General features: G+C 66.4%; 14 protein-coding genes and 4 pseudogenes. 10 read left to right on the forward strand and 8 right to left on the reverse strand.

What is annotated here, in order from left to right:
* Positions 1-39 precede the first annotated feature (39 nt).
* Both AFM16_RS38925 and AFM16_RS40425 read left to right on the forward strand, forming a co-directional pair.
* Positions 40-857, forward strand: a protein-coding gene (locus AFM16_RS38925; protein WP_107418992.1) for an IS5 family transposase whose coding sequence is annotated in 2 segments (ribosomal slippage) — positions 40-382 and positions 382-857 — 819 coding nt in all. Because the reading frame shifts where the segments join, the coding sequence is not laid out codon by codon here.
* Positions 858-1,334: 477 nt separating this feature from the next.
* Positions 1,335-1,699 (forward strand): annotated as a pseudogene (locus AFM16_RS40425) (transposase); the annotation flags it as partial.
* On the opposite strand, the gene AFM16_RS38245 reads toward AFM16_RS40425, so the two are convergent.
* Positions 1,681-2,148 carry a DUF5959 family protein gene (locus AFM16_RS38245; RefSeq protein ID WP_078637259.1) on the reverse strand — a complete coding sequence of 156 codons (468 nt, stop codon included), beginning with the start codon at positions 2,146-2,148 and terminating at the stop codon, positions 1,681-1,683. The pseudogene AFM16_RS40425 and the gene AFM16_RS38245 overlap by 19 nt on opposite strands.
* 662 nt (positions 2,149-2,810) lie before the next feature.
* Between AFM16_RS38245 and AFM16_RS38250 the strand changes: the two are divergent.
* The 6 genes and pseudogenes from AFM16_RS38250 to AFM16_RS38275 all read left to right on the forward strand — a co-directional run.
* A pseudogene (locus AFM16_RS38250) lies at positions 2,811-3,806 on the forward strand (IS110 family transposase); the annotation flags it as partial.
* A 57-nt stretch (positions 3,807-3,863) separates the two neighbouring features.
* Positions 3,864-4,322, forward strand: a complete 459-nt coding sequence (locus tag AFM16_RS38255; RefSeq protein ID WP_078637269.1) for a DUF4279 domain-containing protein — start codon at positions 3,864-3,866, stop codon at positions 4,320-4,322.
* Positions 4,323-4,819: 497 nt separating this feature from the next.
* Complete coding sequence (locus AFM16_RS39220) at positions 4,820-5,140, forward strand: hypothetical protein (RefSeq protein ID WP_143648590.1); 321 nt, start codon at positions 4,820-4,822, stop codon at positions 5,138-5,140.
* Positions 5,141-5,321: 181 nt separating this feature from the next.
* A pseudogene (locus AFM16_RS40550) lies at positions 5,322-5,573 on the forward strand (transposase); the annotation flags it as partial.
* Between the two features lie 858 nt (positions 5,574-6,431).
* Positions 6,432-6,791 carry a hypothetical protein gene (locus AFM16_RS38270; RefSeq protein ID WP_078637261.1) on the forward strand — a complete coding sequence of 120 codons (360 nt, stop codon included), beginning with the start codon at positions 6,432-6,434 and terminating at the stop codon, positions 6,789-6,791.
* 21 nt (positions 6,792-6,812) lie between these two features.
* Positions 6,813-7,130 carry a hypothetical protein gene (locus AFM16_RS38275; protein ID WP_078637262.1) on the forward strand — a complete coding sequence of 106 codons (318 nt, stop codon included), beginning with the start codon at positions 6,813-6,815 and terminating at the stop codon, positions 7,128-7,130.
* A gap of 216 nt (positions 7,131-7,346) precedes the next feature.
* Here the strand turns inward: AFM16_RS38275 and AFM16_RS38280 are convergent, their stop codons facing one another.
* The 4 genes from AFM16_RS38280 to AFM16_RS38295 form a co-directional block, all read right to left on the reverse strand.
* Positions 7,347-7,604 carry a hypothetical protein gene (locus AFM16_RS38280; RefSeq protein WP_078637263.1) on the reverse strand — a complete coding sequence of 86 codons (258 nt, stop codon included), beginning with the start codon at positions 7,602-7,604 and terminating at the stop codon, positions 7,347-7,349.
* 119 nt (positions 7,605-7,723) lie between these two features.
* Positions 7,724-14,089, reverse strand: a complete 6,366-nt coding sequence (locus tag AFM16_RS38285; RefSeq protein WP_245177571.1) for an RHS repeat domain-containing protein — start codon at positions 14,087-14,089, stop codon at positions 7,724-7,726.
* A gap of 101 nt (positions 14,090-14,190) precedes the next feature.
* On the reverse strand, positions 14,191-17,712 hold the full coding sequence (locus AFM16_RS38290) for a LamG-like jellyroll fold domain-containing protein (RefSeq protein ID WP_245177572.1): 3,522 nt from the start codon (positions 17,710-17,712) through the stop codon (positions 14,191-14,193).
* A 925-nt stretch (positions 17,713-18,637) separates the two neighbouring features.
* On the reverse strand, positions 18,638-18,901 hold the full coding sequence (locus AFM16_RS38295; protein WP_078637265.1) for a phosphotransferase-like protein: 264 nt from the start codon (positions 18,899-18,901) through the stop codon (positions 18,638-18,640).
* Positions 18,902-19,088: 187 nt separating this feature from the next.
* Between AFM16_RS38295 and AFM16_RS38300 the strand changes: the two genes are divergently transcribed.
* Positions 19,089-19,484, forward strand: a complete 396-nt coding sequence (locus AFM16_RS38300) for a hypothetical protein (protein WP_143648592.1) — start codon at positions 19,089-19,091, stop codon at positions 19,482-19,484.
* A gap of 361 nt (positions 19,485-19,845) precedes the next feature.
* Here AFM16_RS38300 and AFM16_RS38305 read toward each other — a convergent pair.
* Together AFM16_RS38305 and AFM16_RS38310 are read right to left on the reverse strand one after the other, a co-directional pair.
* Positions 19,846-20,250, reverse strand: a pseudogene (locus AFM16_RS38305) (proprotein convertase P-domain-containing protein); the annotation flags it as partial.
* Positions 20,251-20,327: 77 nt separating this feature from the next.
* Complete coding sequence (locus AFM16_RS38310; protein ID WP_078637267.1) at positions 20,328-21,242, reverse strand: NmrA family NAD(P)-binding protein; 915 nt, start codon at positions 21,240-21,242, stop codon at positions 20,328-20,330.
* A gap of 101 nt (positions 21,243-21,343) precedes the next feature.
* Between AFM16_RS38310 and AFM16_RS38315 the strand changes: the two genes are divergently transcribed.
* Positions 21,344-21,976 carry a TetR/AcrR family transcriptional regulator gene (locus tag AFM16_RS38315; RefSeq protein ID WP_078637268.1) on the forward strand — a complete coding sequence of 211 codons (633 nt, stop codon included), beginning with the start codon at positions 21,344-21,346 and terminating at the stop codon, positions 21,974-21,976.
* Between the two features lie 328 nt (positions 21,977-22,304).
* Here the strand turns inward: AFM16_RS38315 and AFM16_RS38940 are convergent.
* A protein-coding gene (locus tag AFM16_RS38940; protein ID WP_107418992.1) for an IS5 family transposase occupies positions 22,305-23,122 on the reverse strand; the annotation gives its coding sequence in 2 pieces (ribosomal slippage) (positions 22,305-22,780 and positions 22,780-23,122; 819 coding nt in all).
* Positions 23,123-23,161: the final 39 nt, after the last annotated feature.

Consider the following 23,161-nt stretch of genomic DNA (forward strand, 5'->3'; position numbering starts at 1 on the left):
AGACCGTGTCCTACGTGGTGAGGCGTCGTTGACCTCGGTATGGGGCGGGGTACGTGGAGTTGGATTGTTCCGGACGGGCTGTGGGAGATCGCGAAGCCGCTGATCCCTCCGTCGAGGGTGCGGCCGCAGGGCGGCGGTACGCAAGACACGCCTGATGAGACGCTGTTCGCGGCGATCATCTACGTGCTGGTCAGCGGTTGTGCCTGGCGGGCTCTGCCGCCCTGCTTCGGGATATCGAAGTCGACCGCGCACCGCCGGTTCCTGATCTGGTCCAGAGCCGGCGTCTGGGGCCGCCTGCACGAGACCGTCCTGCATCGTCTCGATGACGCCGGCCTCATCGACGTCACCCGTGTCGTCCTCGACACCGCCCATGTCAGGGCTAAAAAGGGGGCGAACACACAGGTCCGAGCCCCGTGGACCGAGGCAAGCCGGGTTCCAAGATGCACATCCTGTCGGATGCGAACGGACTGCCCTTGGTCGTCGGCGTCTCGGCCGCCAACACCCACGACAGCCAGGGACTGAAGCCCATGGTGCTGGGTCACCAAACGAGACACGACCCCCATCGCGGCCGGTACTTCAAACCCCAGCGCCTGCACGCGGACAAAGCCTACGACCGCCCGGACCTGCGTAAATGGTTACGCGGCAAGCGCATCGGAGTCCGGATCGCCCGCAAAGGCATCGAGTCAAGCGAACGGTTGGGGCGTCGCAGGTGGGTGATCGAGCGGACGATGTCGTGGATGTCTGGCTACCGCAGACTCAGCCCCCGCTATGAGCGCAATCCCCGTAACTACCTGGCCTTTCTCGGACTCGCCGCCGCCCTCTGCTGCTACAAGCGCCTCGTCCGCCTCACCACGTAGGACACGGTCTTAGTCTGCCGTGGCCGGACCAGCCTGGATACGGCCTTGTCAACCACCTTGGCCCCATCATGAGCGCGCGATTCACCGCGATCCGACCATCCGGTGAGGACCTGTCCGGTTGAACTGGTGACCACTCCGCGTCCAGCCCGTTGATATGGGCATGGGGCGGGGTGATCTGATGGATGTCGAGTGGGAACAGATGCGGCCGTTGCTGCCGGTCAGCAACAGGCATTGTGGCCGGTGACGGGATCACCGGCAGATGATCGACGGGATTCCGCACCGGGTGCGGACCGGCGGGCAGCTTGCGTGACCTACCTGAACGGTTCGGACCGTGGAAGACCGTCTATGAACGGCACCAGCTGTAGTCGGCCGACGGAACGTGCGAGCACTCACCACAGGAACTCGGTTTCGGCTCGGGCATGACCTGCCGACATCGCCTGGCCGAGTGAACTGCGGCCGGCGTCCGGCCCGGCTGCACGCAACGACGGCACTCAATTCATCCCGCTCCTGGAGGCGGTTCCGCCGGTCCGCGGCAAGCAAGGCAGACCTCGACGCCGCCCGGACGCAGTGCCCGCCGACCGCAGCTACGACCACGACAAGCACCGCCGCCTCGCCTGAGACCTGGGCGTCAAGCCGGTCGTCGCCCGACGCGGCACCGAGCACGGCTCCGGGCTCGGGACCGAACGCTGGGTGGTGGAGCGAGCCTTTGCCCACCGGCACTGGTTCCGCCGCCTGCGGATCCGCTGGGAGGTCCACGACGACATCCACGACGCCTCCTCATCCTGGCCCGCGCACTCATCTGCCGGCGCCGGTTATCAACGGCTCAGCGTCGCCACTCGTAGGCGCCGGGGGAGGTTTCCACAACCTCCTGGGGCCAAGCGGCACGAACACGATGCAGCCGTTCACGGTGCTCATCGGCCCATCCGTCGGCCAGGCGCACCGGGACACGGACGGATGTACGCGATGCGGCCATGTCCTCCACCACGAACACTGCAACCCCGTCCTGACCGGACCACTCGAACCGGATCTCGGGGTTGCGCCCGTCATCCATCCAGACAGCATCCCGCCCGGCCGCAAGCTCTCCCAGGACCTGTGACCAACTGTCCAAGTCCTCCGGAGCCAGACACACATCCAGACGCCCTCGGGCGAACCCGCTCATGACGACGATCTCCGCATCAAGATAGTCGTGCAAGGTCAACACCCCAGGCATCGTCCGGCCCAGAACACGAACCACAAGACTGCTCTCCCCGTCGGCCAGACGTATGAGATCCACAGTGCCGCCCTCGGCCACGCCCGCTCCCCACTCTCACAACGACTCTCGTCATCATGCACGTGCATCAGCACTCGACCGTACGGGGGCATTGCATCAGGACTTATTAGCGCTTGATTTGGCTGCTTAACAGCCGCGGAGGTGCCGTTGGTTGCGGTACTCGAAAGCACCGTGGCAGCCACCTGCCACTCTCTTGACAGAGCTCGGTGTGCGGGTGATCTCGCGGACTACGCAGAGGCAGCTGGGCGAGAGGGTCGCCGTCAGCGAAAGCCAGTTACCGCCGTCCACGGAGACGGCATATCAGGTTCCGTCGGCAGCGACGGCAACATACGGGTAGCCGGCCTGGATGTGCCGCGTGCGACCTGATCTTCAGATTCCATGAAGTCCATTGGAATGAAGGAGCGGACGGTGGTGCCGCAGTAGATCGTCGCCCCGGTGCCGCTGCAGCTGTGCACGATAACCCGTTCCTTGCCGAACGGCGGGGTTTGCTGGGCCCGTCTGCGCACCTCAGACTCGACCTAGGGCCGGCTGGGCTGGTCGGCGTGACGCCGGTCGTAGTCGTGACTGATGTACTGCTTCAGAGGGAAGTACTCCAGGTCCTCGGTGCCAGGGGCCCATCAGGCCCGGGTGGGGTCACAACGGCGGAAGAACGCGAAGGCGTCCAGAAGCGTGTCCATCACCAGATGACCGGCGGCGAGCCCGCACTCCTGCTGACGCTGCTGGTCAACCACGGCCAGGAGGTCCTCTACATCCCCGGCCGACTGGTGAACCGGGCATCCGACAGCCACCGACGCCCGCGACGCCTACGTCATCGCCGCCCAGGCCAGAATGCGCAGCAACCTGCGGCCCATCCGCCCCGGCGACCAAGCCGTCGTCGAGCTCAACCTGCTGACCGGACGCCGGGCCGACCTGGTCGAAGACCGCATCCGCGTGGCCGACCGCCTGCGCAGCACCCTGCTGAAGATGTTCCCCGACCTGGAACGGAGTCTGGCCGTCACCGACACCGGGCCTCTCAGGCTGCTGACGGGCTACCAGACCCCGTCCGCGATCCGCCGGGTCGGCATAACACGGCTGACGAAGTGGCTGACCAACCGCAAGGTCCGCAACGCCCGAGCCCTTGCCGAAGCGGCCGTCGACGCGGCCGAGCGGCAGCACACCGCGATCCCCGGGGAGAAGACCATCGCGAAGCTGGTCCACACCCGGGCCGAGGAAGTCATGGCCCTCAACGAGCAGACCTCCGAGGTGGACAATCTCATCGAGGGCCGGTTTCACGAGCTCGAGCTCGCCAAGATCGTCCTGAGCGTCCCGGGCATCGGCACCGCGCTCGGTCCCGAGTTCCTGGCCGCTGTCGGCGGCGGCCTGGACGGGTTCGACTCCCCGTACGGGCTGCCGGCCTTCGACGGCATCGCCGCCCCGCGACTCGGGCAAGGTCGGCGGCAGCCCCCACCGGCCGTTCACCTATCACCGCAGACTCCAGCGGGTCTTCTACACCTCCGCACTGGTCAGCGTCCGCTACGACCCGAACCCGCGGAAGTTCTACGACCGCAAACGCACCGAAGGCAAGAAGCACGTCCAGGCCGTGCTCGCGCTCGCCCTCCGACGCGTGAACGTCGTCCGGGCCTTGATCCGTGACCGAACAGTGCCACGAGGTCCCACCTCCGGTCACCGAGACTGCCTAAGTGCTGGGCACGCACCATCGCAATCGGCCCGTTTCCCGCGCGGCTATCCTCCATGGGATGCCACTTCGCCAGTACGCCTACTTTGCACTGTTTAGCCGGCATACCTCGGCAGACGACATGACCTCCCATCTGGGCATCACCCCTGACGAGGTGACTGTTCGCGGCAGCCGGTTCACCGAGCTGGCGGTGGTTCCGGTCGACCACTCGTGGATGGCTGTCTGCCGGGAGCCGGGGCTGCGCGTCGACGAGCAGATCACCTGCATTCTCGACAGACTTCAGCCCCACACAGCCCCCATCTGCGACCTCACCAGACATCTGGCCCGCACCGGCGGCGGAGCAGTGCTTCAAGTCGTGCGCTACTTCAACGACACCGACCAAGCCCAGCCAGGCGCAGCGCACGCCCTCAACCCCTTCGGCTGGCACCTGGACCGCCAGGTCCTGGACTTCCTCAGCGCCACCGGAGCCGAGCTCGACATCGACGAGTACGACATGGCCGCAGCCGAGGACACCACGTGAGTACATGACCCCGTACACCCCTCGCACATGCCTCGCACTCCGACGGCTCGACAACAGCATGAGGAAGCGGGTTACCAGCCCTGGTCGTCGAAGTAGTAGCGGACAGTCAGGCGTCAGGGTCGCCTTGGGGGTGCGTGAACCGCACGGGCTTGCCCAGGGACCGGGCGTAGGCGATTTCGGCCCGGGTGCTGTCTCCGATGCAGTCGCCGACGACGAGCACCTCGTCAGCCCCCGCCGACACGCGAAGGTGGAGGGCTGCCGCGCAGCGGTCGTCTCCGGCCGCGGACCTCGTCTCACGTGCGGAGAGCATTCCAGGTGGTACCGACTACGGCGGTTGGTGTGGCGGGCCCGTTTTGGTGGAGTCTGGTCAGGGGCACGTCGCGGTGTCGTTCCTGCACCACCTTCAGCACGCCCTCGGACTGCCTCATCCGCAGACCCATCAACGTCTCCACCCGCCACGAACCAGCCCTCAACACTGCCACATGTACGCTGCTGTGATGGCAGACGGACTGTACCCACGGCTGGCGGATGCGTTTCCGGCACTTGCTGCCGAGATCGCTGAACTGCTGCGTGCCGAGGATGAACCGCTGGCCGAGGTGGTCGCCGACCTGCCTTACCACGGGCCGTGCACCTGTACCGCAACGTGCATCAACCTCCTGACTGCGCCGCCCGGTTCGTCGGGTTCCTCGATGATCCAACTCGAACGCGAGGGCATGGACATCATCTGGCTGAGCCTGGATCCCTCCCAGACCACCATCACCGACATTGAAGTTCTGGACGGACGCGACCTCGGCCCGAACGCCCAGAGATCTGGTTGACCACGTCACTTCCGCTGTCCGCAAGACTCCAAGCGGCCCGGAGCTGATCACATGATGGCCTCAAACGCCGGCTCAAGCGTGATCGCGCGTACGGGGATTCCCGGGACGCGAACGGCCCTTCTGATCCTGTGCTCCGACCAGAAAAACACATGACCAGCACGAAGGCCGCAGGGAAACAAACCTGTTGCAACATGACTTCCGCGACGACGTCCCCGACTGCCTGACCGGCGCGTGGGAACACGCTGTTCGAGCTGACCGACGCGTTGCTGTGCGCGGACGGCCCGCTGACCACGCCGGTGGACCCGACGCTGACGGCCGAACACCGGCGCGGTCATGGCGCCATAACGACGCGTTGAACAGTGCAAACGCAGACGTGCCGCACGTGCGACAGGTACTGGCGAGCGCGTGGGCCGAGGAAGTGACCGACATGAGGTGATGGCAGCACGACGACCGCGACATCCCGATCGTCATCGACGCCGACGCCCCGCAGATGGCCCGTCCGCTGGAAAGACCGACCTGGGCGGTCCAGGATCCCGGATCCCTGGGCGGATCCCCACTCACGTCGACCCGTACGTCGTGGACGTCGCGTGCGAGTCCCACCGCCATGGTCGCCGCGGCAGCCCGCGCGCCTCGGCCTGGTCGGCGTTCACCACAACATCGGCGAGACGCCCGCAGAACATCCCACCGTCCGGAGTCAGAACACTGAGGCGCCAACCGTCCGGCGTCACGAGCACAACGACGGCTCTTCGGCACACCGAAGAGCCGTCGTCTTTTCCTCTCCCACTCTCGCTTCGCCACCAGGCCCACTTTGCTGCCCTGGCCAGTGGCGAGGACCCGCGCGACGTTGTGACGGGTGGCCAGCCGCCGGATCTTCGCACCCGGTGGCCCGCCCGGACCGTGGCTTCTTTCCACACGCCGCCACGCGTGCGGACCGTTTCCATGCCGCCGTACCTCCTCGCGGACGCCCGGACACGCCGCACGAGTGGCCGGCCGGCAGGCTGGCTTTGTTCGCGTTCAGCAGCAGCGTTTGTCCACCTGGTTGGGAGGCAGTGGGCGATCGGAGCGCGCGTGATTGTTCACGGGAAATGAAGTCTGGGATGTCGTGGACGGAAGCGTCGGCAAGCGTGACTGAGGCGTATGGCGACGGGCGGTCGGCGTACGAGTTCGACCGCAGAGCGAAGCCCTCGTAGGAACTTGTGCGGGTCGCTCGGATAGGTGCCGAAAGCCCGTGTGCTGACCTGCACTGTCAGGATGGTGTGCTGGTTCGATTCAGGGGCGGGGGGGAAACAACGTGAGCGACGTGGGTGGACTGCCCGACTGGCTGGAGGCGTGGTTCGCGGAGCGGGAGAACGAGTGCAGGGCTCGCGGTGTTGACGCGGTGCTGTGGATTCGTCCTGCTGGCGGACCCCCTGACAGGCCGGGGCGTAAGGCGACTCCCGACGCCAAGGTGGACCTGGAGGTCGGGAGCCGGTGGGGCAACATTGGCGTGTTCGGCGAGTCGGGGGGCAGTTTGACGGGGGTCGACTTCGTAACTGAGGTCGCGTGGCAGGCATATCTTCACCCGCAGTCCCCAGAAGATCTCGACGCTGTCGTCGACCAGGCTCTGGCCTGGGCTGAAGCAACGGCGGAAATGCCCAGCTGGGCGAGCTGAGCCCCGAGCCCCTGTGGTGGGATGGCGGTGCGATTCCGCAGCCGTCGACTTGGGGAGATCACCGTGGCATGTGAGTACTCAACGCTGGCGCATGCCTTGACTGAGGCTCTGGTCGATATGACGTGGTTCATCGACGGCGCGGACGACGATCAAATGGATCTCGATGACGCGGTGAAGGCTCTGGAGGGTGTGGCTGCGGTGCTGAAGCACTTGACGAGTGATCAACGGCGTGACCTGCTCGATGTGCTTGGAGAGATGGCTGAGGCAGAGGCCGAGCCCGCGCGGCGGGAGTTTCTTGAAGCCTTCCCGCAGGACTTCGGACTGATCGATGAGTCGTGACGTCCGACCGTCGGCCCCGCCGCCATCTTCGACTAGGTCGACCACACGAGGGATGCCAAGAACCAATACCTCTACTTCGACTACGACGAACTCGGCCGCAAGACCGGTCTGTGGCAACCAGCCGCACCGACGCCAACCAGCTCTCCGCCTGGACCTGCAACGGCCTGCTGAAGGGCTATGTCGACGAGTCCACGTCACGGTTGCCGTTCACCGGGCCTATCCCGTCGACCGGTCCTCGATCAGGGCACGCACGTGGTCAAGCACCTCCCGCAACTCTCGCTCGTCCTCCGGGCCTACGTCCTCTGGTGAATTCCACGGGGAGGTGCGCAGATCGTGATGGCGTTCGAGCTCATCTGTAAGGTCGCGCACGGTCTCATACAGCTCACCGCGGCCCGATGTGGCCTCCTCGACATAAACCAGAATCCGCGCGGCGAGATCTTCCAGATTGATCCTACCGTTGTCGTATGCAGCCACAGCGGCAGCAGCCCGACTCTTCCAGGAAAACACCGAATTCATTAAACTGTCCAAACACAGATCCGCCCGGGAGCCCGTATCGAGTACGACCTCCCGGGCGGTCGATTCATTTTCGCCAACTACCGCTTATTGGGCAGTCCGTTGATGGTACCACCGTTGACAAATCGCTGATGGCTGATTACGAGGCGATTGCCACGTTCCTCAATAATCCACTCGAAGCGTCCGGACTTCCCGTTCATTCCACCAGGTACCTGAACAATCACAAAGGGTCGTTTGTCTCCACCTACCTGCTCAAAGACCTTGCCCTTGCTTGCCACATCGTCGATGGCGAAGTCGGCGGCTCGGTGGGCGGCATCGGTCTTCTTTCCCGACCCCCACCGGGGTAGATCCCTAAGCATGTCCGCAGCCTCTTCAGGCGTGGTAGGGCCACCGGCGACGGCACTCTTCTTCGGTTCCGACTTACCGGCATCAGGCTTCGGTACGTCCTTCTTCGCAGCCTTCTTGAAAAGGTTCTTCAAGAAGTGTCGGGCGAGACCTGCGATGTTGAACATGGACGCCGCGTCGGTGAAGTCCTTGCCGGCGTCGTAGTTCTTGGTGTTCTCATCGACGCCATGCTTCTCGGTGAACCGCTTGTAGTCGTCGTTGACCCCGCAGTTGGAGTTGCCGCCCCAGCACCAGGGCTCGGTGGCGTACTCGACAGCGTCGAGGCCCTGGGTGATCGCGTCGCCGATGCCGCCCAGGATGTCCTTGACGCTGCCCTGCTCGCGCGCGTCCTCCGGCTCCTCACTGTCGCAGATACCGTAGTTTCGCTTGATCAGAGGGCAGGAGCCGCCGCTGCTGCTGGAAGCGTAGTTGGCACTGCCCATGGCGGACATGCCCCCGGAGTTCGCCGACTGGCTCGCTCGCCACCGGATGTAGTTGAACACAGCAACGACTGCCCGGATGACGGCGCGGATCAGCGCGATGAGCGCGCCGAAGAACTTGCCGTCGGGGTCGGCGAAGGTGACCGGATTGTTGTTGCTGTAGGCATAGCCGTTGATCTGCTGCGCGTCGCCGAAGTCGGCGACAGGGTCGACGCTGACGAAACGCCCGGTGGTCGGGTCGTAGTCACGGGCGCCGAGGTGGACAAGACCGGTCGGATCCTTGGTGCCCCCGACGAAGTGCTTGTCACCGATCCAGGCCGCGGCCGCCTGCCCCCGGTCCTCGCCGAAGGGTGTCATGTGCCGCCTGGTGACCGCTTGCGTGGCCGCGTCGACCTGCACACTCGCGGTGCCGTTGTGGTCGCTCGCGATCCAGGTCAGTCCGCCCGGTGTGCGCACCGCGACGGTCTGACCGCCGTGGACGTAGTAGCGGGTGGCCTCCACCTTGCCGCTCGCCTTGTCCAGCCTCAGCTCGGTCTCACCGAGGTAGAGGGTGGTTCCGGTCTTGTCGCGCCGGATGAGCCGGCTGCCGTCAGCGTCGTCGAGGAACTCGGTGACCGTTCCGTCGGCTTCGGTGACCTTCTGCAGGGTGTTCTCGGTGTTCCAGTCGAGGTCCTGCGTCCGGCCGCTGACGGTCCGGGTGTCGGTGTTGCCGGAGAGGTCATAGGTGTAGTCGGTGGCGGCGGTGACGACGCCGTCCTTCTTGGTCTCCGTGGAGGCGAGAGCGTGCGGACGGGTCTGACCGGCCGTCTTGTAGAGGTACGAGGAGGTGGTCCCGGCCAGATGGTCTGTGGCCGTCTCGCGGTTGCCGGCGCTGTCGTAGGTGAACGACTGCCAGTACGGCGCCGCGCCACCAACGGTGTCCTTGGCCGGTGCTGCGGCGCAGTCGCCGGTCGCGGTCCACGCGGACTTCAGCCTGCGGTGACCGTCGTAGGTGAAGCACTGCCGATCGGCCGGGCTGGTCGCCTTCTCCTGGATCTCGACCGGGTTGCCGGCGAGGTCGTAGCGGTAGGCAACGTCGGAGTCCGTGCCGGAGTGGGTCTCGGAGACGACGCTCTGCCGGGCGAGCCGCTTGGTGCCGCTCTCGTAACTGCGATTGATCTCGAGCCAGTTTGCTGCGGAGGAAACGCCCAGGGTGGTACGGATCTGCTCACCGGCAGGGAGGTAGTCCGTGTTCTGAACGATGCCTGTCAGGCCCTTGAGGGTGTCCGGCATCCCCTGCTCGGTGTAGCCGTAGTCCAGGACCTCCTGCTCCAGCCCTCCCATCGCGGGGACCGTCCGCTTCTTGAGACTGCCGTCAGTGTTGTAGGCGTTGGCGATCGACCACACACCGGAAGCGCCGGCCAGCCCGCCCTCGCTCTTGCTGATCGTGTACTGCTCGTTCAGAACACGGTAGAGCTGGTCGTACTTGGCGTTGGTCTTCGCGTACACGTCTCCGGCCTTGCCGCCGACGTACCGGATGGCGGAGGTCAGCCGGCCCTTGGCAACCGTGTCATAGGTCCAGCGGGCCAGATACCTGGCGTCGTCGGGGGTGGGCTTGCCGTCGACGACGGGCACCCTGCCGTCCAGTCGGCCGGTGGGGCGGCCGAGCGCGTCGTAGGTGTAGCCGAGGACTTTGCCACGGGCGTCGGTCGTCGCCACGAGCCGGTCGAGGTCGTCGAACTCGTACGAGGACGCACCGGCGTCGGGGTCTGTGGTGCTGTCCTTACGCCCCAGGAAGTCGTAGCCGAACGCCCATCGGTTGCCGTTGTCGTCCTTGACCTCGGTGAGCCGGTCGGCGTGGTCGTAGTTGTAGGTGAGGCGGGTGAACTTCGTGCTCACCGCGTTGCCGTCGTACTCCAGCTTCTCGATCGTGCGGCCGCGGGCGTCCACCTTCTCGCGGACGGCGGGGGCGCCGGCGGGCGGTTCGACGAGGGTGGTGTCACCGCTGTAGGAGTGTTTGGTGCGGGAGAACTCCTTGCCGTTGGTGAGGATCTTCTCGATCGTGGTCCGGCCCGCGCCGTCGTAGACGGTCTCGGTGCCGGCGGGCGCCGCAGTGAGCAGGGTGGCCAGCTCACCGGTGGCGGGCTTGGTGTCGGTGTAGTCGGCCGCCGACTCCACGGCCAGGCCGCGGGTGTCGTACTTGGTCTCGGTGATGATCCGGCCGGGACCGCTCGCGGCCGGCGTCTGGGTCTGACGCGAACGCAGCAGTGCGTCGAAGATCTCGTACGTGGTGCGGTAGGTCGTGCCGTCGTTGTTCAGAGCCTTGCTCGCCACCCATGACGCGGCCGAGTTCTGCACCTTGTACTCGTAGCGGTAGTTCGGGGCCTGGTCAGCCGACCGGTCGCGGTTGGCCAGCCACACGGCGGACAACTGACCGAGGCTGTCGTAGGCGAGCTCAGTGCGGTTGCCGTTGGGGTCGGTGGTGGCAGTGCGGACGCCCCAGTCGGGGGCGAACTCGGTGGTGGTGGTGTGGTCGAGGGCGTTGCGTTCCACCGTCTTCGTCAGCGGGCCGCCCGCCGCTGGGGTGTAGTCGGTGTGGCCGGTGCGGGTGCCCTTGGCGTCCCAGGTGTCGGTGGGACGGCCGAGGGTGTCGAACTTGGCGGTGGCGAGGGTCTGCAATCGGGCTGCGGTGCCGCTGTATCCGGTGACCCGTTCGACCTTGGTTGCTTCGCCCTTGGTGGGGGCCTTGCCCCAGGTCTGGCCGTCGTAGGAGGTACGTACGTCAGAGACCACGTCGGTGGTCTTGGGGTCGCCGGTGCGCTCGGGGGTCTGTTCACAGCCGGTGGAGACCTTCTCCACCCGCTGGGGAAGGTTCAGGATCCACGCCGTGGTGTTGACGGCGTACTCGGTGACGGTGCAGTCCTTGTCACCGGCTGCGTCCGTCTCCTCCGTCAGCGCCAGACCGCTTTTCGGGTCGTACGTCGTCGACTTCGTCGCGATCAGCTCACGGCCGCCGGTCAGCGCCGTGCGGGTCGTCGAGGCTCCGGTGCGGACCATGTACGCGTTGACCGTGCCGTAGGAGTGCTTGGCCGTGGCCGTGGTAAGGGACCAGGGGGTCTCCACGGTCGCGGTCACCTCGGGGCCGTCCACGCCGTCGTAGGTGATCTGTTCGCGTAGCTGGCCCGCGAACTGCTCGGAGTCGGTCTTCGTCACGTTGTTGGAGTCGGTGACCGTTTCCTTGCGGACGGTGCCGTCGGACTGCTTGTCGCCGTCCATACCCCGGTAGTAGAGGGCCGTCGTCTTCGATCGGGTGCTCGCGGCCTCACCGGTGGTCGTGGTGACCTTCTGGTAGCCGCGCCAGATGCTCCAGGTGCGGTACTTGGCCGGGGTGATGGGCGACTCGTCGTCATACGCCCACGCGCCGCCGCCGGAATAGGTGTAGTCGGTCTGCTTCAGCGGGGCGCCGCCCGTCGGGTCGGACTCGGTCACCTGAGTGACGACATACTTGTGGAACCAGTCGGTGCGCGGCTTCGGATGGGTGCCCGGCGTCGGATTGGACGGCGGAATCCACTTCACCGGGTAGCAGCGGCGAGTATTGGCGTCGAGCTTGGTCGGGACGTCCGCGTCGGCGACGCAGTCCTCCTTGGAGTAGTTCACCGTCAGCTTGGAACCGGTCTCCGAAGTGACCGTGCGCACCCGCCACTTGATGAACGGGGCCACGTCGTCGCCCGTCTTGTCGACCCTGTTGTGGAGCTGAACGCCGCTGAACGTGATCGGGGGAAGTGAGGTGTCGGTGCCCGACTTTCCGGTCCTCTGGATGGACTTGAGCCACAGCCCGGCGTCGGAGCCGTCGCCCGGGTCGGGGAAGATCTGCTCCAGGTGCCATGCGTTGACGGCGCGGAAGTCGCTTTCGGTGGTGCCGGAGCCGTCGTACACCTGGGTGGTGACGTCGGTGAGGCGCTTGCGGGTGAAGAAGGCTGGGCTGGGCTGGTCGGTGCAGGGCTTGTCGGCCGCGCAGATCAGATCGAACGGGACGTCGGGCCAGGAATTGCGGTTGGCCGAGGTCAGTGAGCCGCACGTCTGGCTGCCCGAGACCGGCAGGCACCGTTCGGCGACAGTGAACTTCACCCGTGTGGACGCCGGCTGGGAGAAGACCGTGTCGCTGCGCTGGCCGTAGTCGATGCGCTTGAGCCAGCCGCCGCGTGTGTAGGCGGTGCCGTTGCCGGTGGTGCCGTTCTTGGCGTAGTGATTCGTTTCCTTGTCGTACCAGTACGTCATCACGTTGCCGTGCGGGTCGACGACGTAGTCAAGGTTCCATCGCCAAGCCTGCGTCTTGGCGCGGCCGGCGAAGGATTCGCCGGAGGAGTAGCCGGGCTCCTTGTCGTCGTCGCCGAACACCGGGACGGTCCACACGGAGTTCGTCTCGTCCTTGCCCGAGCTCCAGCCGGGCAGACGGTTCTTGCCGAACACGTACTGGGTGCCGTCGATGCCGGTGACGGTCCAGAACTCGCCCTTGTCGTCCTTGTCGCCGTCGTCGCCGTTGGTGGCGCCGGTCCCTCGCACGACCCGTTCGCCGTCGTCGCTCTTGGGCCGCCATGTGCCGTCGGCGCCCTTCACCAGGGGTGTGGACTTGCCGTTGAGGACGAGGGACGCGTTGTCCTCCTTCCAGCACAAGTCGTACTTCTTGTCCTGGCCGTCGTCCGAGCAACCGGCGTACGCCCGCTCGATGTACGACGCGGGCATATCGAAGCCCTCGCCGATCCAAGACGACTGCGCGCCGGAGGACGAGGTGCGGCCGTCCACGCTCTGCGCGGAGTAGTTGATCGCCAGGTTCGGGACGGGCCCCGCCGGGGCCGGCGGGGTCTGCAGGGGGTAGTTCCACGTGAAGTCGCCGTTGGAGCCACCTGCCGCCCATGTGGAGGACGCGGCCAGCGAAGTGGCCTCGTAGCTCCCCTGGTCGGAGGAGGCGGCCGCGGACAGGGCGAGGACCATGGCCCGCTTCGCCCTGGGCGTGGCGACCTGCGCGGACACTGTCTCTGTCTCAGCATCGTTCTCGGACGCCACCGGCGTCGTCGTACGGCAGCGGGCCTGCTCCGGCGCGGTCAGGGCGCACTCCGGAAGCCGTACCAGGCGCAGACGTGAGGACCAGTTTCCGCTGTAGGCGTCGGCGAAGGAGCTGTAGTCGATGGTGGTGGCCTGCGCGCCGCTCTGCGGGGAGGTGATGCTGAAGACCAGGCCGTCGATGCCGAGCCGGTCGGTGGCCTTGCGGTCGAGGACGCGGACCTTCGGGGCGGCGGCCGGAGCGGCCGCCCGTATGCCCTTGGCTGCGCGGGGCTGCACCCGCACCGCTGACGCATCGGGCCACACCACCTTCGCACGCGCCTTGGTCAGCGTACTGCGGGTGGCGGCCACCGTCGGGTCGTTCACCTTGGTGGACTTCGCGCGAAGGACCTCTGCCCTGCCGTAGGCCGCCTTCTGCAGGGCGCTGTGGTCGCGGCTCTGGTCGGCGTGTGCCGGTGCGACGCTCAGCAGACCGGCGACGACCGCCGTGGAAACGGGCAGGACGACGGCGGCCAATCGGCGGCGGGTCGCTCTGCGCCAGGCCCAGTTTCTGGGCAGCAGTGAGCTGTTCCTGGATACCACGTGGGGGGTTCTCCCGGATTTGAGAAATTTGTCGGATGGCTCGGGACGCGGTGGTGTACCGGGCCCGCAGCCCGGTACACCGCCCGGAGAAAGACGGACTGCTACTCGATCGGTACGGGCGGTTCGTCCACCGTCGCCAGTTGGGTGATGTCGGCCTCGGACAGGACGCCCGCGTACACCCGCAGATCGTCCAGCTGACCAGGCAGCGAGTTGCCCCATGCACCGTTGTCGTGGCGGCGAGCGCCGCCGACCATGAGCGGGCCGGTCGGCTGGAAGGTGTCCTCGCTGAGCACGCCGTCCTCGTCGCCCTGCCTCTCACCGGCGAGGTACAGCTTGATCGACCGGTTCACACCGTCGTGGACGGCGGTGACGTGCACCCAGCCGTCGGGCGGATTGACCTCGTCGGAGACGACCGTGGCGGCGGGACCGCCGATGACATCGGATCCGTAGCGCCCGAAGTTCCAGTCGCCGATGGCTTCGCCGGCTTCTTGCCGGTACCAGAGGCGGAAGGAGTTGCGTGTGGCACCAGGGTGGGAGAGGACGGTCGGCGAGTGGGCCGCGGTGGTGTCTTCCAGCTTCGACTGGGCGGCCAGGTTCACCCAGCCCGCCACGGTGTAGCTGCCCGACTCGTCCAGGGGCACGGCCGCGGTGGCCTTGCCCGCCTTGGTCTCGTCCAGCTCAAGTACGGAGCCGCGCGCCGGGTCGTCGCCGGTCGCGAAGGCCGCACCGGTCTGGAGTTGGAGGGTGTGGCCGCGGCCGCTGGCGTCCGCGGCCGCAGTCCCGGAGTTCTCGTCGAACCGCCAGTCGGCCAGCAGAGCAGCCTGTGTCCGGCCGGTGGCCGGATCCTCCGCGTTGGCGATGGCCTCCAACTCGTTGTCGAAGACCACCCTGTTCCATGCCTGGACCTGGTCCAGGTCGCCTTCGAAGAAGTCGGTGTAGGTACCGGACGCCTTCATACGTCCGACTTCGAAGGGCCCCTCGGCCGCCCAAGCGGTGGCCGTGTAGGGAGTGGTGGCCTGAAGTCTGCCGTTGACGTACAGGCGTAGCTGCCTCTTGTTTTGGTCGTACACGCCCAGCAGATGGGTCCACGCGCCGAGCACCGGCGGCTTCGCCGACTGGGCGCGGGTGATGGCCGGGCTGTCGGCGTCGGCCGAGTAGCGGTTGAACACCCACCGGTCCAGCGCTGACGAGTAGTACATCTGGAAGCTACCGGCACGAGCCCCGCTCTGTGTGACGACGGTGGAGGTGTGGCCCTTCGATGTCAGCCGCGCCCACGCCGAGACGGTGAAGCTGTTGGTGGTGTCGAGCACTCGTCCGGCCGTCGCTCCGGCAACCGTACTGCCGTCGCCGCGCAGACCACCGGCAAGGCGCGCCGTGTCGACCCAGGACGCGCCCGTCAGCGTCAGCGGTCGCTTCTGCCCCGAACTGTCGGCGGCCGTCGTACCGTTGCCATCATCGAGGGTCCAGGCGGCCACAGGCTCGGCGCCCTTGGCGGCCTTGAACAAGTAGTCGTAGTGGCTGCCGGGGTTGCCCGCGCCGTCGAATGTCTGCACGCGCAGGGTGTTGGTCAGTCGCTTGTCCGGCGCGGCCTCGATCTCGTACGTGGGCGTGTTGGCGGTGAACGTCTTGCTGCCCAGCGGCACGCCGTTGAGCCACCAGTCGTAGCGGCGTACGTCATTGGCGCCGGCGCTCACTTTGAACGCGGCCGTCATGCCGACACTGCCGTACTCCGGGTCGGCCGCGTCACAGGTCGCGCCGGCGCACTCCTTGTAGACGGTGGAGGACACCTTCGGCGCGGGCGGACCCTTGCTGTCCACCTTGAAGTAGCAGGAACTCGACCAGGGACCGAACAGTGAGTGGGTCGCGCCCTTCCAGGAGTACTTGTACTCGGTACGGGCCCGGAACCTGTAGACGATGTCGTTGGCGAGGGCGGCCGTGGGCACCGTGGCGGCCGTACCGCTGCCCGTCCAGGACGACGGCTTCAGCGAGACCGGCGTAGTGGCGCTGCCCTTGTACAGCTCGAACACGGGACGCAGCGAAGAGTTGGAGGCGTCTGCGGAGGTCGGCGTGGCCGTGAGGCGCGGCGTAGTGTCCCGGATCAGAGCGGGTGCGGAGGCCGCCGAGCAGGACACCTTCGGGTCGGACATCTTCACCGAAGACGGCTTGCTGTTGGGCGGGGTGACGTAGGTGATCGACAGGCGCGGCTTGCGCGAGGAGGTCGCGTCCGTATCGAGCGGCGACATGAACTGCTTCCATGCGATGGGATCGCCCTCGTCGGCGCGCAGGCCGAGCGTGGTCAGGGTGTCCTTTGCCTTTGCCGTGTACGCCACAGCCGCCGTCGCGTCGAACTCGATGTCGCCGTCAGGACAGTTGGAGGAGTGCCCCTTGGCTGCGGAAACCGTGTCGACCTTCGCGTACCACTTGGGCGGGCTCTTGCTCCAGGTCGTCTTCGACGAGATCTGGCTGGTGCGGTACAGGTCGATGTCATGCTTCACGCAGTTCGCCGACCAGATCGCGTACGGCGTGAAGGTCGCGTCAAGGATCTTCTTTCCGGCCACCTTGCGGGTGTCGAACTGGAAGAGAGAACGTGCCTTCTTGTTGTCGACGTAGGCGTCGTAGCCGACGCCCAGGGCGTGCTTGGTCTTCCAGAAGCTGGTCGTGGGCTCGTTGGACCAGATAGTCGTCCAGCCCGTGAGCGTCGCCTTCACCGCGGGCGGGTCAAGAACGACCGGGTAGACGGTGGCCCTGTCGGCGAGAAAGTCCTGGTCCGGCGTGATGGACAGGGCGTCGGCCGTGACGGCAGTGCTCATGACAGCCGTACGGGAGTCCGGGGCGGCGTTGAGGAGGTCGGCGACCGTGACGGTGGACTTGGCCGCCGCACCGCTGGTCGTTGCCCTGACGCCGGACCTGGCGGCAGGAGACGTAGTCGTCCTCGCCTTCGCGGGCGTCGCTGGAGTCGATGGTGCTCCGCCCGCGTCCCACATCAGGGCCGAGCCACTGGAGACGACCGCGTGTCCGGCGTCATCGGCAAAGGTGGCCACTCCCGAGTCGTCCGTATGGACCGTCAGGCCGCGGGTGGCGATCGGGAAATGCACTGTGTTGAGGGCTGTCTGTGCCGCGGCCTGCCGCGAGTGCACCACCAGGTGGTACGTGAAGCCGTCCGGGTGGACCTGAACGGCAAGGTCCACACCCGGCAGAACAGACCGGTACAGGGCCGACGAGCCGTTGGTCACGGGCTCGGGCAACGGCCACGGCGACGACACCGCGTACTCCCTGCCGCCGGTCAGAATGCGGGCCAACGGCTGGTCCCCGCCGCCGCCTGAAAGACGGATGTCCTCCGCGGCACGTGGAACGAGGGTGCCGTTCGCCTGCTTCACCAGCGTCGTGTCGATCCCGGTCCAGCGGCCGTCCTTGCGGACACGCTCGGGCGACGTCGTGCTCTCAGCGGTGAAGGTGCCGTCAGGGTTGGCAACGACTCGGCTGGTGGCCGTGGTCAACGCGGCGACCTCGACGGGCCGATCCGCGGCGACGGCCTGCTGCGACGCCTGCTCTTCGACAGTGCCGACCGGCAGGACGTCGTCCTCCCAAAACTCCTTGCCCTGCGCTGCCGCGTCGGCCGACACGCCGGGCCCCTCGGGCTGCGAATCGACGGCGTGCGCCGGTATCCCGCTCCCCAGTACCAGTGCTGCGCAGGCGGTGGTCAACGCCGCGCGCACCGTGCTTCTGCGACGTGGTGGTCGCACAAGTCCCCCAGTGATCTTCAGTTTTCATGATCTTCTTTGGTCGGAGGGATGCTATCCAACGGCCGCTCCCGTCCCCAACGCCAAACACCGAGACAAGATTCACAGAAGCCGCACAGCTTCACCGCGGACGAGGGGCTGACGCTGCTGAGAGCGGCAAGGCCTCTGCGTCGAACCTGAACTGACGGACACGCTCCGAACGGGCACTGGACGAACTCATCAACCAACAAGAGGGGGTAACTGCGCGAGTTACGGAAGCAAGGAACGCTCCTGCAGCAGGGAGACGAGCGCATCCATGCTCGCGATGCTGGGGCCAAGGGCAAGCTGACCACCGCCGACAGAGACCCGGCCGCCATGCTCCATCCACCAGACTCTGCATCCGAGGCCCGCTCGCCCAGCTCTTCAGCGGTCACGGGCAGCACCCTCGCCCAGGGCCAGCTACCAGGTTCAGCCCTTGCGAAAGAGTCCGCGTGGTCGATGGGCCGCAGCACCAGCATGGCGCAGGGAACTACATGATCCCCTTCCACAGCCAGGGACGTACTCCAACGCGACCGCGCAGACCGTCGACGCCGTACTGCGCCTCGGCCTGACACTCGGACGCGTCGCCACGTGCTGGGCCACATAGGTCGCTATCCGCACCTCTCGTGCTCCAGCGAGGAGTCATACCCCTTCCATTTGGTGACGTCTGTGGCGTCGCCGGGTCCGCCTCCGCCAGCGCGCCGCGGGAGGAGGCCCAGCGAGGTGCCGCCGCACGGCGATCCGGTTCACCTCAGCCCGCGCGGAACGGACACCACCCAGCCCCAGGCGGTCAGCGTGAACGCCGGTACGCTTCCATGTGAGCGATGCGGGTCCCGACGCGCACGTCCTGGCGGAGCGGACAGCCCATCCTGGTCCGCCGCATCACGCCATCGGGTTCCCCCGTCTCGAGCTCCCGGTTGCTGCGCATCGCGTAGAAGTTTCCGACCGCCAAGTGGAAGGCGTCGCCTTCCAGATTGTCCAGAAACTCTCGGGCGATGCTCGACTTACCAGAGTTGGAGGTGCCGTTGCGGAAAGTGATCCTTCCAGATGTCACATCGACGTGGTCACATGGTGTTGCTTCTGTTGGACGCTGAGCTGGGCCTGTTCATCCGTACCTTCCTGGTCACTCCGAGCAACGAAGTGGCACATGCCCGGTCCTTGACATCGCGATGGGGAAGTTGCCTCATCACCCACCGGGCGGATCCGGTCCCAGTGCCGACTAATGTCACTACGCTTGAGGTGTGACTGAACCGATGGTCGGCAGGCCAAGGCTGCGAAGGCCGAGAGAACTCAGCAATGTCGACGAGTTCCTCAACGAGGTGAGGCTCCGCCCCGGGATATGGGTGCGCCGAGGCTCACTTCAGCATCTGGACTCCATGCTCATCGGCTACGCAGTCGCCTCCGACATCCATGACACCGAAGAGGATTTCGACTTCTGGAACGACGGCCCCTTCTCCCAGTGGCTGTGGAAACGGCTGGGCATGGCCTACCCCAGCGCCCTGGGCTGGGCCGTCGAGGTCGAACGAGCAGCCGAGGCAGCCGGCACCCAGCCGATGGAAATGTTCTTCTCCCTCTTGGACGAATTCCGTGCTGAACAAGGTGAATCACGGAGCATGGACGAGGGATGCAGTCCCTGACGGGTGCCTCTTCCCAACCGAACCAGCAAATCGCCTTGCAGGTGCGCCCGCCAGGAGCCACCCCATCACTGTGTCAGCCGCCGTACCCCTCCTCGCGAGTCCCCCCGAGCGGAGCAGAGAGGGAGGCTGAAGACTCTGGGTAGCGATCGCGAGCTTGTCGGTTCGTGTGGCTAACGAACTCGTGCCTGTTTGGCGTTGGCATGTCGAGGACAGCAGCTTGCCTTCAGGGAACCGGGCCCGGCGCGCAACAGACGAAACAGGCGGAGGTCACCGGGGTGCAGTCGTAATGCTCCCCGGTGGCCCTCTCAGCGGGATCGTGGCGTCGTCGTTGGCAGACTCGTCGACATGTTCCAGCGCGCCTTTAGAACGTGATGTTCCAGGAGTCGATCCTGCCGGTGTCGCCGCGGGCGTTGTCGTTGACCCGGAGTTTCCAGGTTCCGTCGGCGGCCTCGGAGGAGGCGTTTACGGTGTAGATCTGGCTGATGTTGTCGGTGCTGCCGCCCGAGCGGTTGTGGAGCGTGTAGACGGTGCCGTCCGGGGCGATCAGGTCGACCTTCAGGTCGCCGATGTAGGTGTGCACGATGTTCACGCCTACCTTGAGGGTGGCCGGGGCGTTGCCGGTCACACCGCTGACGGTGATCGGGCTCTCCACCGTGGTGTTGTCGCCGATGGCGAAGTCCGCCGTGTTCTCGAAGTACTTGCCGGGCGGCGGGGTGCTGCCGACGGCTTTGAGGGCGTCGACCTGGCCTTCGCCGAAGAAGCCGTTCTTGGGCAGGGCCGCTCCAGCTCCTCGCCCAAGTCGGCCCGGCGGGCGCTGCCGAGCGTCACAGCGCCCGATACGCCCTAGCCGGACACGGGTGTCAGCTGCTCATCCGCCCACTCGGCGAAGGTGGTGACCGGGATGCCCAGCTCCCGGGCAAGCTCGGGCCGGGCGGGCTGGAGGACCGCGTTGTTCCACTCGTGTCCGGCTGCCCACGTCGGCATACCCGCGTCGAGGGCCTCTTCCAGGCTCATGGAGGGTGCGGTCACAGGCACACCCCAGGCGGCGAACAAGGTCTGCGCGATCTGCTCCATCGTGCGCAGGTCACCGGCCAGTTCCAGTTCCACCTGGTGGAACCGGTCAGGATATCGAAAGGCGTGCGCCGCAGCCGTGCCGATGTCCCGCACGGCCACCAGGGCCAGTTCGGTCTCCGGCTTCAGCACCGTCAGCAGTCCGTCGCGCGGCCCCCTGGGCGCCAGCAGAGGCAGGTTCTCCATGAAGAAGGCGGGCTTGATCACCGTCCAGCGGGCAAAACCCGCACCGCGCACCGACTCCATGATCGCCTGCTTGGTATGGAAGTAGTCCGCCATTGCCGCCCAGCGGCCCTCGGCCCAGCCGGCGACCCGGGTGTGCTCACCGACTCCACTGGTCGAGGACTGCACGAACTGCCATATTCCCTCAGCCTTCGCCGCGTCCACCAGGTTGGTTGCCTGGGCAAGTTCGCCCGCGAAGTCCACGCTGGTCTCGGTCATGGGCGGCCTCTGCACCGAGAACACCGCCCGGACTCCCTCGACCGCTGGGCCGAGGGAGGCCCGGTTGGAGAGATCCGCCTGCACCAGCTCGGCGCCCATTGCCTCGATCGCTTGGGCGGATTTCGACCGTGGATCGCGTACGAGTGCACGTACGGGCACCCCGGCGGCCAGGAGCGCGCGGGCCGTGGCCCCGCCTTGCTGGCCAGTGACTCCGGTGACCAGGACGGTATCGCTGTCGATGGGCATGGTTGCCGCTCCTCACTGACCGGAGAAAGAAAACGGCGGGGCCCGCCACTTTTCCTGCCGCTAAGATATGGCGGGGCCCGCCGTTTAGCAATGGGGAGATCATGACCGGTCAGCGCTCGGACGCCCGACGCAACTACCAGCGCATCCTCGCCGTCGCCGAAGCCGAGGTCGCCGCGCACGGCGCCGATGCATCCCAGGAGCAGATCGCCCGCACCGCAGGCGTCGGTTCGGCGACCGTGCGCCGTCACTTCCCCACCCGACGTGCCCTGCTCGAAGCCGTCTTCCAGAAGCGCATCGAGGGCCTGTGCGAGCGCGCCCATCAGCTAAGTGCGACCGAGGACGGCCGCACTGCCCTCCTGGAGTGGCTCCACGCCCTCGTCCTCTACGCCGTCTCAGCCCGCGGATTCGCCAACACCCTCAGCTACGAGCCTCCTGCCGAGGAACCTTCCCCGCCCTCCTGTGGCAGCAGAATCGCAGCAGCCGGAACTCCCCTGCTCCAGCGCGCCATTCGGGACAAGGCGGTTGCACCGCACGTTACTTTTCACGACCTGCTGACCCTCGCTGTTGGCATCGCCCTGGCCACCGAGCACCACAAGGATCCCGAGACTCAGGCCAACCGCCTCTTCCGCCTCGCTGTGGAGGGACTCAGCCCTGAGCACTGCATCGCTGGGGTATCCGAGAACTCAGGATCTCCGGTACCGGCGACAGAAAGTCTGCCGAACGGGCGGTTGTGAGAAGTGGGATGCCTAATCGGTGACAATCAACGTACCTCGACCAGTCCTCTCCGCCGGCTCATCCGGCGTTGCCGGTGACAACTCCTGAGCCTCGGCTCAGCCCATCGACCGCCACAAGAGCCCGCTGTTCGAAACCGACCACGACCCGGTCCGGGTCGTCGACGCGCTGCGCCGCAGCCCGCACTTCGCGGTCGCGGACGCCGACCTGGCGGTGACACGGTGTGGTTCACGACCGAGGTCGGCATCAACTACACGCCGGCCTTCAAGGAGGCGGAGCCGCACCGGCGATGACTTGTTGCCCGAGCCGGTGCTCACCTAAGACCGTGTCCTACGTGGTGAGGCGGACGAGGCGCTTGTAGCAGCAGAGGGCGGCGGCGAGTCCGAGAAAGGCCAGGTAGTTACGGGGATTGCGCTCATAGCGGGGGCTGAGTCTGCGGTAGCCAGACATCCACGACATCGTCCGCTCGATCACCCACCTGCGACGCCCCAACCGTTCGCTTGACTCGATGCCTTTGCGGGCGATCCGGACTCCGATGCGCTTGCCGCGTAACCATTTACGCAGGTCCGGGCGGTCGTAGGCTTTGTCCGCGTGCAGGCGCTGGGGTTTGAAGTACCGGCCGCGATGGGGGTCGTGTCTCGTTTGGTGACCCAGCACCATGGGCTTCAGTCCCTGGCTGTCGTGGGTGTTGGCGGCCGAGACGCCGACGACCAAGGGCAGTCCGTTCGCATCCGACAGGATGTGCATCTTGGAACCCGGCTTGCCTCGGTCCACGGGGCTCGGACCTGTGTGTTCGCCCCCTTTTTAGCCCTGACATGGGCGGTGTCGAGGACGACACGGGTGACGTCGATGAGGCCGGCGTCATCGAGACGATGCAGGACGGTCTCGTGCAGGCGGCCCCAGACGCCGGCTCTGGACCAGATCAGGAACCGGCGGTGCGCGGTCGACTTCGATATCCCGAAGCAGGGCGGCAGAGCCCGCCAGGCACAACCGCTGACCAGCACGTAGATGATCGCCGCGAACAGCGTCTCATCAGGCGTGTCTTGCGTACCGCCGCCCTGCGGCCGCACCCTCGACGGAGGGATCAGCGGCTTCGCGATCTCCCACAGCCCGTCCGGAACAATCCAACTCCACGTACCCCGCCCCATACCGAGGTCAACGACGCCTCACCACGTAGGACACGGTCT

It is taken from the genome of Streptomyces antibioticus, from assembly GCF_002019855.1.
Taxonomy (GTDB): domain Bacteria; phylum Actinomycetota; class Actinomycetes; order Streptomycetales; family Streptomycetaceae; genus Streptomyces; species Streptomyces antibioticus_B.